Raw genomic sequence first — 13,456 nt, 5'->3', positions numbered from 1 at the left:
GATGCAGCAGCTAAATATTGTAGAAAAGCCAAATTTCGAGGAAATATTTTTAAGAATGAAGGAAGAGTTAGTCCGTAGAGATGAAACCTTTTCAGCATTAGTTGAAAGTGATCCAGCGATAAAGATTCTTGAGGTAGCAGCATGGAGGGAATTGTTACTAAGACAAAGAATAAATGAGGCAGTAAAAAGTAATGTACTGAAGTTTGCAATGGGAGAAGATCTTGATAATTTAGCTGAGTTTTATGGAGTGGAGAGACAAAAAGAAGATGATGATGAACGATTTAGAAAAAGAATTAAAGCAAAAATAGTGGGCTCAAGCACGTGTGGAAGCAAAGAACACTATCGATATCATGCACTGTCAGCAGATAGTAGAGTAAAGGATGCGTTAGTAGAATCACCTATACCAGGGAAAGTACAGATCTCGATTTTATCAACAAAATTATCCATAACTGGCATAGTGTCAGAAGAACTACTTGAAATTGTAAAAAAGCAGGTTACTAGAGATGATATAAGGGTTTTAACCGATACAGTAACAGTAATTGGCTGCAATATTATGGAAATAGATATTCACAGCAGAATGAGTATAAATCCTATAATATCAAAGGAGGAAATCAAGAAACAGTTCATTAAGAAGTTTGAAGCAAATAGAAGGCTGGGATGGAACGTTACAAGATCATGGATAATAGCGAATTTGTTTGTGGAAGGAGTGGAAAACGTAGAATTAATCGAGCCAAAAGAGGATATTGTGATACTAGGGAACGAGTGTGCAAATTTGCGAAAATTAAAGATTGAGTAATGCTATTACCACCAAATGCAACAAAACAGGAAAAAGCGCTAGTAGATGCAACAGATTATAAGGTTGATCCAAGCTGTATTAGAGGATTTAAATTTAGATTGGAAGAAGAAACATTGTCGTGGATAATAGAAGAATATGGTTTAGAAGAGATATTACGCTGGGTAAAAGATAAAAGAAAAGCCATAGTAGAAGGAGTAAAATTTCAAAGACTGAGAGGAACTCCAGCATCACTAAAAATAGCACTAAAATGGGCAAATATAGAAGATATTACAATTATCGAAGAACCACCTGGCAAGCACTTCTTTGAGCTGCAGATAGGAATAAAAGATGTCCCAAATGATTTTTTTGTAGATGCAGTAGTAGAACTGGCAAAACTATCATTACCAGCAAGATCGCGGCTAATGAGGATTTTTAATGACCACTACAACGTTGATAGGTTTATTTTAGATGAAAGTTTTTTTGGAAATTTGTTATCGGATTACTCAGGTATAAAGGTTGAAAAGGATGGACCAGTATTATCGTTTGGAAGAGTAAATTTTTTTAGGTTTAGTGGTACATCAATTAAGGTTATAGAGAGTTATCTACGCAACCATTATGAGCAAGCATTTAGTAATGACATATACCGGTTAGATGTAGCAGTACTTGGAGAAACAGAGCCTCACACAAAGGATTACAAAGGCATCTATGAAAGAAGTCATCAGTGGTACAACTTAAAAGCACTATATCCACTACCACAGAGCTTATTACCAGAAATAAAGTTTGCGAAAGCGCAAGTTATATTATCGGACAGTTGGAGCTTAGGAGAAATAAATGCATGTTTTCCAGTAAGTAGTGTAGAGGAAAGAGGGAATAAATTTGTATTGGGAAGCGATAAACTTTCAGGGCAGCATTGGAATTTAAAACACAAGCCAATTTTAGAAAGATTTAGCGTTACTCACCACTACAAAATAGAAAACTATACTGATCAGAAGATTACAAAATATGGTTTAGCAGAACACAATATTAAGTATGAAAACGATTTAGATTCAGAGCAAAAAGACTCAATACACGAATTAGAAAATTACATTTTAGTATTTTACCCGGGAGTACTAAAGTGGCACGAACATCGACATTTGTACAGAAGTTGGAAAAATAGTCAAGCAATATGTATAATAAGTTAAATACTTATATTTAGATCCTCATATATTATATTAATAATAGGTTAAAGTGTATGAAATAAAAAGAAAAGGACTTGCTTTCTTATGCTAAAAAGGACATGACTTGAATAGCAGCAGGTAAATATAAGAAATTTGTCTGGCGCTAGAAAAGCTAATTTTGTGAGGTAAGTATGAAGTTTAGCAAAGAAAAGAGAGAATCTTTTAGTAAGTTTTTTAAGGAAGTATCAAATAACGATATTAATAAAAGAAATGAAGAAGGAGAGACGATCTTGCACCAAGCAGTAGAAATCTCCGATTACAAAACAGTGAGATTATTAATAAAAAAAGGGGCAGAGGTAAATGCAAGAGATAAAAATGGTTATACACCACTACACTGTGCAGTATTTGCGAAAAGTTTAGAAAATGTAAAAGTACTGCTAAGAGAAGGAGCAGAAGTAAATGCCACTCAATATATTACCGGATGTACACCACTGCACTCTGCGTGCAAAATAGGAGGAGCAGGAGTTGAAATAATAAAAGAGCTGGTAAAGGCTGGAGCTGAAGTTAATCAACTGAATAAGTACGGAGCAACGCCAATGTATTACATCTGGGAAAGTGAAAAGTATCGTCTATGTGATAGCAAAGAGAGTGAAAAGGCAAGTAAATTTTTGAGAGAAAAAGGAGGAGTAACAAAAAGTAGAGAACTGACGTGCTATGGAATAGAGAGGCTAGTGGGAGAAATAGCAGACATGTTGAATGGGAGTTATTTACCGGAGCTAAAAATAATAGAGATAGGAGAAATAAGGAAGAAAGATAAGTCACTAATAAAGGAAGAATGTAAAAATTTAGCAAGCGAGATAATGAGCCAAGTAAACGAAATGATAGATGAGGTGGTGAGAAGGAAAGCTTAAAAAAAGGGTCAAAAAAAAGGTGAGGTAAATTATGTTAAAGTTTGGCAAATTTAATAAGTCAGCAAAAGAATTATTAGAGAACTCATATAAAAATATTTATGCAAGAGACGAGAATGGAAGAACAGCTCTACATTATGCAGTAGAGGTAAAAACAGTAGAGTTATTAGTCGAAAAAGGAGCGAATGTGAATGCTAAAGATATAGAAGGATACACAGCACTGCACCTAGCGGTAACGGAGAAACGTCTAGAAACCGTAAGGGAATTGATAAAATCAGGAGCAGACGTAAATGCTGAGGAATATGGAAATAAATGCATACCTCTACACCTTGCGTGCATGGTAGGTGAAAAAGAAATAGTGGAGGAGCTGGTAAAAGCTGGAGGAGAAATAGAACAAGAGGATGAATGTGGGATGACAGCAATAGATTATGCAAAAAATAGTAAAGAAGTAACTGAAGTATTGAAGAAAGAAACGGACAGAATTGAAAAGTTATTTGAACAAATAGAACCTTCTATGAGAGGCTGAAAATATGGAAAGAGAAACAGAAAAGAAAGTAATGAATTTAGAGAGAAAACCTTTGGATGAGCTGAGAAAAATATGGAAGAAGGTATATGGAGAAGAAGCGCCTAGATACTCAAAGAAATATCTGATACCGAGATTAGCTTATAGAATGCAGGAAAAAGCGTATGGAGAAATGTCAAGAAAGGGAACAAAAAGACTAGAGTATCTGGCAGATCGGCTAAAGAAGGGAAAAAGAATAAGTAGTGACAAACTTCCAGTAGCAGGAACAGAGCTAATATTAGAGAGAGGGAAAGAGACGCATGCGGTGATGGTAACAGATAAAAGTTTAATCTATCGAGAAGAGTTTTATACATCATTGTCAGCAGTAGCAGGGAAAATAATGGGAATGAGTTACAACGGACCTTTATTATTTGGAATGCGTGATAAAAATGGAAGTTGAAAATGCTAAAAGAAGTAAGATGCGCGATATATACAAGAAAATCAAATGAAGATGGTCTAGAACAAAAGTTTAATAGTCTTGATGCACAGCGAGTAGCATGTGAAAAGTACATAAAGAGCAGAGAGGGCTGGGTAGTATTGGCCAAAAGGTACGATGATGGTGGATATTCAGGGAAAAACTTAGAAAGACCATCGATAAAGGAATTATTTGAAGATGTAAAAAAAGGAGAAGTAGATTGTGTAGTAGTGTACACACTAGACAGACTATCAAGAGAAACAAAAGACAGCATCGAAGTAACATCATTTTTTAGAAGACATAGAGTAAATTTTGTAGCAGTAACGCAGATATTTGATAATAATACGCCAATGGGAAAGTTCGTACAAACAGTGTTATCAGGAGCAGCACAGCTAGAAAGAGAAATGATAGTAGAGAGAGTAAAAAATAAAATAGCAACATCAAAAGAGCAAGGATTATGGATGGGAGGAACTTTGCCGCTTGGATATGATGTAAAAGATAAAGAATTAATAATAAATGAAAAAGAAGCAAGGACAGTGAAGCATATATTTGAAAGATATTTGGAGCTAAAATCAATGGCAGAATTGGCAAGGGAGTTAAATAGAGAAGGTTATAGAACAAAATCAGATATCTTTAAAAAAGCAACGGTGAGAAGAATAATAACAAATCCAATATATATGGGAAAGATAAGACATTATGACAAACAGTATGAAGGAAAGCATGAAGCGATAATAGAAGAAGAAAAATGGCAAAAAGCACAAGAATTGATAATGAATCAACCATATAGAAAAGCAAAATATGAGGAAGCGCTACTTAGGGGAATAATTAAGTGCAAGAGCTGTGATGTAAATATGACACTAACGTACTCAAAAAAAGAGAATAAAAGGTATCGATATTATATATGTAATAATCATTTAAGAGGAAAAGGTTGTGAATCAATAAACAGAACTATAGTAGCTGGAGAAGTAGAAAAAGAAGTAATGAAGAGAGCAGAAGATTTATATGAAAAATGGGGAGAAGAATGGAAAAATTTAAGTTTCAGAGAACAGAAAGAAGTAGTGAAAAAGTTAATAAAGGGAGTAATGGTGAGAGAGGATGGAATAGAGGTGCATTCTGAATCAGAGGAAAAATTTATACCAATAAAAAAGAAAGAAAACAAATGCACAGTAGTAGAGCCAGAAGGTAAAACAAATAATGCGCTACTGAAAGCAGTGGTAAGAGCCCATTCCTGGAAACGGCAACTAGAAGAGGGAAAATATGGAAGTGTGAAGGAGCTGAGTGCCAAAATTAGTATAGGTACAAGACGTATACAACAAATTTTAAGATTAAATTATTTAGCTCCAAAGATTAAGGAAGACATAGTAAATGGGAGACAGCCAAGGAGTTTGAGGTTAGTGGATTTAAGAGAAATACCAATGTTATGGAGTGAACAATTAGAGAAGTTTTACGGCTCAGCGTCGTAACGTTTATAAAAACAACATGAAAAAACATCGAAAAAAGTATGTGCCAGAAAATTAAAAAAGGTTATTGCAAAAGGAGCTACTACAAAGGGCCACACAAAAAGATGTTGAAATCGATATAGAAGAGCAAATAAATGTTACAAAATCAATTATGTAAAAATATCAATACAAGTGATGAAGATTTTAGCATATTAGGTGCAACAATGGTAGAAAATGATCCAATTTTAGCTGCATATTTTAATACTAAACCTGGAGTATAAAAGGCAGCTCAGCCAATTGTATGTTCCATATCCTCATTTTGTAGCCAGCTTAAAAACAATATAAAAGAGTATTCTTAGAAGATCATAGACATTGGTACGAACTCCTTAATCTATAAATTATAGTAGTTTATATTTAAATAATAATCCCCAACTTTTTAGGGAGTGTTAAATAAACTGTGTCAAACCAAGAAATGATGTATTTTAGTTAATATAAAAACGGAGGTTTTACACATGAGTGAAAAAATAGCAAATAACTATGTTGGGTTAGTAAATTATCAAGAGTTAGAGTCAAATATCCTGTCATCTATACGAGAAGGTAGGCCACTTACCGGAAGAGATGGAGCGCTAACACCATTGATAAAGAAGCTGCTAGAGGCAAGTTTAGAAGGTGAAATGGAGAGCCATCTATCAAATAATAGGAACGAAGAAAACAATCGCAGAAACGGCAAAAACTCAAAGACTTTACGAACAAGTTCCGGATCATTCGAACTGCTAACACCAAGAGATAGAGAAGGAAGTTTTGAGCCACAAATAGTCAAAAAAAGACAAACAAGCCTGCATTCTGAACTTGAAACAAAGATCTTGAGCATGTTTGCTAGCGGTATGGGATATAGAGACATAATGTCACACGTCGAAGAAATTTATGACAATAAGATATCGGTTGCTGAAATATCCAGTATTACTGATAAATTATTGCCAGTTATCAACGAATGGCGTAGTCGTCCTTTACAGGCAGTGTATCCGATAGTTTTTATGGATGGAATGTTCTTTAAAGTAAAAGAGGATGGACGCTGTGTAAGCAAGTGCATGTATAATATATTAGGGATAGATCAGAATGGCAGAAAAGAAGTACTAGGCTTTTATTTAGCTGAAAGTGAGGGAGCTAATTTTTGGTTGGGAGTGCTAAACGATCTTAAAGAAAGAGGAGTAGAGGATATTCTGATAGCTTGTGTAGATGGTCTCAAAAGCTTTCCTACAGCTATAAACAGCGTCTTTCCTAATACAGAAGTACAATTATGTATAGTGCATCAGATACGCAATTCATTGAAGTATGTGGCTAGCAAAGATACAAAGAGCTTTTTAAGTGATTTGAAGAAGGTATATCAAGCACCAAGCAAGGAAATTGCTGAGAATTATCTACTAGAACTAGATGAAAAATGGGCCCTATGGTTATAAAATCGTGGCAGAATAACTGGGAAAATTTGTCTAGTTATTTCAAATATTCTGATCCAGTGAGGAGAGTGATTTACACCACTAACCCCATAGAGGGATTACACAGGCAAATTAGGAAATTCACCAAGACCAAAGGCTCATTTACCAGCATAAATGCCTTGTACAAGCTGGTATATTGTGCTATAAAAAAGGTGGAAGAAAAGTGGACGGTGCCTGTACGTGATTGGGCATTAACTATGTCCCAGCTCGACATTTTCTTTCCTGGTAGATTGAAAATTGAGTTGAGCTGAAAATTCGGTTTGACACAGTTTATTTAACCATACGCGTCAAGTTAAGGAAAAGTGGTATAAGGAAGAAAGGAAACGAAAAAAAACTATTTTATATATTAAGTAATAAAGTTATTAATTTATAGATTCTTCTGAAAAAATCATCTTCTTCTAGATAAGAACTCCCTAAAAAAATAAATGTAACAAATAAAATGCCCATCTCAAATGTTGCTATATTTCACGATATTTCCTTAACTTGACGCGTATGGTTTATTTAACACTCCCCTTTTTTAGCAAATTAATCTACCTAGAAACTTCTCTCCTAGGATCAGAAGTCCTTCTTAACTCTTCACGTTCTGTCCATTTGTTATTAGACTCGCTTATTACTTCAGGACGCATTAATCCACCGGATCTAGCAAAAACACCTCGATCTATAGCTTCAATAACCGATAAACCTCCCAATAAGCAATTTTGCCCTATTTCTTCACAATTTTCTATTCCTTCATTACAATCTTCTATTGCTTGATTATAACTGTCTATTTCATCGAGTAGAAGTAGGCCTTCTTCACTCACCTCTACTTTTATCCAATTTTTATTTGCCTCATCAGGATATAATCTAACCTTTAATTCTCCCAAACTAGTATAGAAAGTTAATACTATATCGCTGCCTTCTATAAGATCTGTGTAATTCCTTTTGCCGTTTTCGGTTTTAATTTCTACTTCACTATTACCAATCTTTACTATATTTCTTCCACATTTTACATCTCCATGGGTTAAACCCAAACCCCTTGTCCCATCTGTTATCTTTGTAATATCTATTTTACTATCTTTAGAATATTCTAAGTAAAAAACTGAGTTATCTACTCTTGCATCTTTCAGCTCACTATTGGTTGCACTTTTTGCGACTTCAATAAACTTATGAGCATTGCTAATATAATCTCTATAAGCTTTTTTCATGTTAGCTTTATGCTCTTTAAATTCTGATGTCAGTATGTTAATCATATTAGCGTCAACTGTATTACCAAACACTGCTCCTTTTGATACTAATTGACATATTATACTACTAGCAACTTTAGGATTTTTTTCCAACTCACTGATTCTTTTCATCACATAATCGGTAAAAGTGTATTCATTACCTGAAAAAAAATCTTGTGAAGAAGAATAATTTAAACGTATACCAAACTTGATAGCATCATTTACAATCTCTTCAAGTTCAGCCATGTTTTGAGCTTGAAACACCTTATCATAAAACCTATTTAACTGTTCCTTCTGATTTGAAGTCAAATTGACGAGTAATGTACTGGCCTGTCCTTTCTTTTGCTGACGATAACTGATATTTATATCATAATCTAATGCTCCTGCTTCTAGAAACATTTTTTTTAATTCTTGAGCAAAATCTTCATTGTCCCAAGCAAAACGGTTAACATATGAAAATACTTTTGATTCACCCATTCCTTGCCGAATATTTAGCACCACTTTTAAGTCTGAATCTCTTTTATGCTTACTTAAAAACTCCTTTAAATTTTTAGTGCAGTCTGAATCGAGTACAAGTAAGTCATACAATTCCTTATTCATCTTTTTCTGTTTATCAGTTAAAAATAATTCTTCAATATCATAGCAGAGGTTATTAGTTGCTATTCGTTGTGGAGTTTTACCCTTTCTACTTGTTATATTAGGTTTAGCTCCTTTCAAAAGAAGAGAGTTTGCATTATCGTAATGACCTATGGCAGCAGCAAGGTATAGTGGTGTTTTTCCTTTGTTATCTTGTATATCAGGATCTGCACCTGCACCTAAAAGTAAATCTATAGCCTGATCTCCTGTACGACGAAATTCACCAATATTTGCTCCTGCAATTGCATGCAATACTGTTGATTCAGATTCTCCTCTTCTTAGGTTAAGAATTACTTTTAAATCTTTATTGTTTTTATTATCATGTAAAAATTCTTCAAGAGGTTCAGTATTATCAAATGAACCACAGTTAGAAGCTAAACATTTTAGGGCATTGAGTAACTTTCTATCTAACTTTTTTTGACTTGGAGTAAGATTATGCTCAAGAGCAGACCAAACACAAATCTGCTCGCTTAGTCCAAGTTTGCTATCCATTAAAGATGATGGTTCATTATAATTTCTAACTGATGGTAAATCCCCTGAGTACCACATATCATTCATCAATTCATTTAATAAATGCTCTTTAGATGATAGATGTTCTATAATGGACTCATATTCAATATCAGATAGTTCTGGTTTGGATTTTGGTTTTAGTTGATTGATGATAGATTTTACTATCCCAGTAGACTCACCCATATTTACCCCTCTAAGATACATAGTACATTATATGCGATATGTAACATTAAGTCAATAACCATAATCTTTTTACTACTCATATGATTAAGCTTTTGTTAAGCTTTTATGGTAAGTAATATAAGATCTTTCGAGCAGGTCAAAAAGTTACCTACAACTGCAGGTCTGAGCTAGCTTCACTTTGTTTACCTTAGGTAAGGTAATTTTTTCAGAAGGTTGGTATAGTGTTTCCTGTTTTTCAAAATATCCTTGTTCAATCGCATCATGTACTGAATATCCACCAAGTAAACAATTTTCTCCTATTTCTTCTTCAAAATTCTTTAATTTTTTCCATTTTTCTTGATCTTTTACTTCTACCTTTATTAGATCTTGCTTATCAGGATATAATCTTACTTCTAATTCCCCCAAACTGGTATGAAAAGTTAGTACTATATCACTACCATCTGCAAGGTCTGTGTAATCCCTTACACCATCTTCTGTTATAATCTCTACTGCACTTTTACCGATCTTTATTATATCTCTTCTATATCCTATTTCTCCTTGATTTAGTACTAGATCTCTTGCTTTATCCGTTATCTTTGCAATACATATTATGCTGTCTTCTGAATATTCCAAATAGAGAGTAGAATTATCTATTTTTGCATCTTTTATCCTACCATCTGTTGCATTTTTGGCAATCTCTATTAATTTTTTAGCATGATCATTATAATCTATGAAGGCTTGTTTCATATTAGCTTTGTGGCTTTTAAACTCTTTCAGTTCATCAATGACAAGCATACTGCTTATAGTATGTAATACTACTCCTTTTGATACTAAGTGACATGCTATACGACTAGCAACCTCTACATCACTTGCAACTTTGGAGTTCTTTTTTAATTCACTAATTTTTCTTATTACACAATCTGCAAAGCCATATTTACTCTCATATTCCTTATCATACAAATTTCCTGGTATAGCAAAATTTAACCTTACTCCTGCTTCGATAGCTCTTTTTACAACTTGCTCTAATTCGTTCATGCTTTTGGTTGCATTGGCCATATCTGAAAAAGTTTTCAATTCCTCTTGTTGATTGAATATTAAAATGTCCCATAAAGCAGAGGTTTTAGGCAAATATTCTTTGTCCTTCCATCCTTTGTAATCAATCGCTCCTGCTTCTAATAGCAATCTTTCTGCTTCTTTAAAACGAATTTTATCACCATAACAAGCCTCTCTAATCTTTTGAAAAACTTGAGACTTTCCTTCACAATCACGAAGATTCAAAATCTCTTTAAGACCTTTATTTTCTTTGTGCTGATTTAAAAACTTTCTCAGTTGATTAGTGTCAAGGCTATGACTGCAAATATCTTCTAAATGACTTTTTGCCCTGATTTGCTCCTGAGTTAAAAAGATTTGTTCTAAAATATTCACTTCAAAAGGTTTTTTGTTAATAATTACAATATCTAAAGGAGTTTTTCCTTGTTTGTCAGGTTGATTACGTGCTCCTTTGTTCAGAAGCAAAGGTATATTTAAAGTATTATAATAAGCAGCATAGTGCAAAGGTGTTTGCCCTTCACTGTCAACTATATTAGGATCAGCTCCAGCTTTTAAAAGTAAAGTTATAAATGCTCCACAGGTCATACCTTTTTCTACTGCCAAATGCTCCATACTTTGTATTACATGCAGTATTGTCAGCTTAGACTTTCCTCTTTGAAGATTGAGAACAACCTTTAGATCATCATTACTTTTGTTATCTTGTAAAAAATTCTCAAATCTTGTAATGTTACAAAATGGAAAGTCTTTTAGAAGATTTAACAATGCTTTATTCAAGTTTTCTTGGCCATCTTTTAAGTCAGATGCGCTGTCAGATATTAAATTATTGAATTCTTCCATTTTTATAATAGAGGTCAAAGGGCCGTTATCACTAAGCAGCAATGAGTGTTTAAGTAACTCATACTCATCATCCACTTGCTCTTCTTTCTGTTTTGCCTCTCCCTCTTCCGAATACTCTATACGACCATCTTTAATGACTGTAATAAAATACTTCAAAAATTCAACATTTCTGTTTTCCAGTAAAGGACATGCTCCATTTTTCATAAGAATCGAGATCATTTTTGTATCTCGGCCAGCCAAGTATAATGGAGTTTTTCCTTTTTTATCTAATGCATTAACATCGGCCCCATTGTTTATTAGGTGTTCCACTATTTTTGTTTTGTGATTCAAAATAGCATGATGCAAGGGAGTACTTCCATCATTATATTTCTTCTTAACATTTGCGCCGCTTTTTATCAGGACCTCTACCATTCTTGTGTTTCCTTGCGAGATGGCATAATATAATGGATCATGATTATATATATCCACTGCATTAACATCAGCCCCTTTTTGTATAAGAGTCTCTACTATTCGTTTATTGTTTTTCAAAACAGCAAGCTGTAACAGGCCAGATGTACCTACTTGTTTTAACTTCTCTTCTATTTTTCCAACCACATTACTTTCATTTGAACCAACATTAGTATCAATAGAAGCTAGTATTTCTTCCAACTTATCAAAGCTCATAACTCTACCTCAGTTTAAAATCTTATGTATTATTATTATATACCTGACATAAAAACAAGATCTATGCAACATTCACTCTTAAGGTGTTATCGGTTTCTGGTAAACTTTGTCTCTCTACTTCATATTGATTGAGCTTAGTACTAGGCTTTAATACTGCATATGTAATGCCACCAGCAATGGCTCCAACTATCAATGCAACAATAACTAATATTGATAAACTTACATGAGTAACAATACATCCAATGGTTACTGTCAACATGGCTATTACACCTACAGAGAAACCAATCTTTATTGCTTGTGAAGTTTCAGAATGCTTCTTTTCTTGAAAATTAAGATACTCAACTATATTTTTGTGGCTGCCTCTATCAGCTAAATCCAAAGGAGTATTACAATCAACGTCCTTTACGTCAATAGTAGCCTTTTTTTCCTCTACAAGATATTGAACTATGTCTGAGCGACCCATTCTAGCAGCTTCATGCAACGCAGTACTGCCATTTTTGCTTTTTGCTTCAACATTAGCCCCTTTGTCTGATAGAACTTGAACTACTTTTAAGTGACCTATCTCAGCAGCAATATGCAAAGCAGTACAGCCTTCGTTATTTCGTGCTTCAAAACTAGCACCCTTTTCTAACAGACATTGAACTATTTCCAAATGACCACGTCCAGCAGCTTCATTCAAAGCAGTATCGCCATCCTTGTTTTGTACCTCAATATCAGCACCTTTGTCTAGTAGAGCTTGTACTATTTCTAAGTAACCCTCTCGAGCAGCAATATGCAAGACATATTTGAAACTCTTCTTTAGTATGTCAGTATTATCCATTTTATCCAATAGAGCTTGAACTACTTCTGAGTGACCATTTGCGGCAGTATAATGCAAAGCAGTTAAGTCATCATTTTCTTTTGCCTCAGAAACGGCTCCTTTTTCTAATAGAAATCGAACTACTTCTAAGCGGTCCTCTCTAACAGCAATATGCAAAGGAGTTTCATTATCATCGTTCTCTTGATTAACGTCGATTCCTTTTTCGTCTATAAAGTACTTAACTACTGCTAAGCAACCACCTTCAGCAGCATAATGCAAAGCAGTGGAACCTTGGTTGTCTCGTGCATCAACATCAGCCCCTTTTTCTAACAGAAATTGAACTATTCTTAAGTGACCTTCTCTAGCAGCATAATGCAAAGCAGTACGCCCTTCGTTACCTGGTTCCTCAACACTAGCTCCTTTTTCTAACAGAAATCGAACTACCTCTAAGTGGCCATCTTCAGCAGCTATATGTAAAGGAGTATCATTATCATCGTTCTTTTGGTTAACATTGATTCTTTTTTCATTTATAAAGTACTTAACTACTGCTAAGCAACCACCTTCAGTAGCACAATGAAGAGCAGTACAGCCTTCGCTATTTCGTTCTTCAACACTAGCTCCTTTTTCTAACAGAGCTTGAACTACTTCTAAGTTACCATGAAAAGCAGCACAATGTAACTCAGTATTACTATTACTTTCTTGTACATGATGTTCATCTATTTTTAAGTAACTACTGAGAGTAGCTAAATATGACAGCGTAGTTCTCACACTCACACCAACTTGATAAATTGGTATGGTGCATGTTGCATAAAAATCTTGTTCTTTCAACTGATTAGAACACATAATTT

At 34.2% G+C, this 13,456-nt stretch carries 10 protein-coding genes and 1 pseudogene; 8 read left to right on the top strand and 3 right to left on the bottom strand.

The window, feature by feature from the left end; translation table 11 throughout:
- Window position 1 precedes the first annotated feature (1 nt).
- From AAGD99_RS07815 to AAGD99_RS07780, 8 genes and pseudogenes are all read left to right on the top strand, one after another.
- Entirely contained in the window at window positions 2-796 is a 795-nt protein-coding gene (locus AAGD99_RS07815; RefSeq protein WP_341823075.1) for a baseplate J/gp47 family protein, read from the top strand.
- Window positions 796-1,956: a phage tail protein gene (locus AAGD99_RS07810; RefSeq protein ID WP_341823074.1), complete on the top strand. Its 1,161-nt coding sequence runs from the start codon at window positions 796-798 to the stop codon at window positions 1,954-1,956. Before AAGD99_RS07815 ends, AAGD99_RS07810 begins: the two co-directional genes overlap by 1 nt.
- 167 nt (window positions 1,957-2,123) lie before the next feature.
- Window positions 2,124-2,843 (top strand): ankyrin repeat domain-containing protein, encoded by a 720-nt coding sequence (locus AAGD99_RS07805; RefSeq protein ID WP_341823073.1) that lies wholly within the window; start codon window positions 2,124-2,126, stop codon window positions 2,841-2,843.
- A gap of 31 nt (window positions 2,844-2,874) precedes the next feature.
- Window positions 2,875-3,366, top strand: coding sequence for an ankyrin repeat domain-containing protein (locus tag AAGD99_RS07800; protein ID WP_341823072.1), 492 nt, complete (start codon window positions 2,875-2,877; stop codon window positions 3,364-3,366).
- 4 nt (window positions 3,367-3,370) lie between these two features.
- Window positions 3,371-3,802, top strand: coding sequence for a DUF2924 domain-containing protein (locus tag AAGD99_RS07795; protein WP_341823071.1), 432 nt, complete (start codon window positions 3,371-3,373; stop codon window positions 3,800-3,802).
- Between the two features lie 2 nt (window positions 3,803-3,804).
- Window positions 3,805-5,280 carry a recombinase family protein gene (locus AAGD99_RS07790; RefSeq protein ID WP_341823070.1) on the top strand — a complete coding sequence of 492 codons (1,476 nt, stop codon included), beginning with the start codon at window positions 3,805-3,807 and terminating at the stop codon, window positions 5,278-5,280.
- A gap of 131 nt (window positions 5,281-5,411) precedes the next feature.
- The gene (locus AAGD99_RS07785) at window positions 5,412-5,537 is read left to right on the top strand and encodes a hypothetical protein (protein WP_341823069.1); all 126 of its coding nucleotides are present in this window, start codon (window positions 5,412-5,414) and stop codon (window positions 5,535-5,537) included.
- A 231-nt stretch (window positions 5,538-5,768) separates the two neighbouring features.
- Window positions 5,769-7,000, top strand: a pseudogene (locus tag AAGD99_RS07780) (IS256 family transposase).
- Between the two features lie 279 nt (window positions 7,001-7,279).
- Here the strand turns inward: AAGD99_RS07780 and AAGD99_RS07775 are convergent.
- The 3 genes from AAGD99_RS07775 to AAGD99_RS07765 all read right to left on the bottom strand — a co-directional run bounded on the left by AAGD99_RS07775 (window position 7,280) and on the right by AAGD99_RS07765 (window position 13,451).
- Window positions 7,280-9,280: an ankyrin repeat domain-containing protein gene (locus AAGD99_RS07775; RefSeq protein ID WP_341823068.1), complete on the bottom strand. Its 2,001-nt coding sequence runs from the start codon at window positions 9,278-9,280 to the stop codon at window positions 7,280-7,282.
- A 144-nt stretch (window positions 9,281-9,424) separates the two neighbouring features.
- Window positions 9,425-11,809 (bottom strand): ankyrin repeat domain-containing protein, encoded by a 2,385-nt coding sequence (locus AAGD99_RS07770; RefSeq protein ID WP_341823067.1) that lies wholly within the window; start codon window positions 11,807-11,809, stop codon window positions 9,425-9,427.
- A 61-nt stretch (window positions 11,810-11,870) separates the two neighbouring features.
- Window positions 11,871-13,451, bottom strand: coding sequence for an ankyrin repeat domain-containing protein (locus tag AAGD99_RS07765; RefSeq protein ID WP_341823066.1), 1,581 nt, complete (start codon window positions 13,449-13,451; stop codon window positions 11,871-11,873).
- Window positions 13,452-13,456 lie beyond the last annotated feature (5 nt).

Source organism: Wolbachia endosymbiont (group A) of Clivina fossor (genome assembly GCF_964026865.1).
GTDB lineage: Bacteria > Pseudomonadota > Alphaproteobacteria > Rickettsiales > Anaplasmataceae > Wolbachia.
The sequence above is the reverse complement of the archived record's forward strand: the minus strand, read 5'-3'. Positions and strand labels throughout refer to the sequence as shown.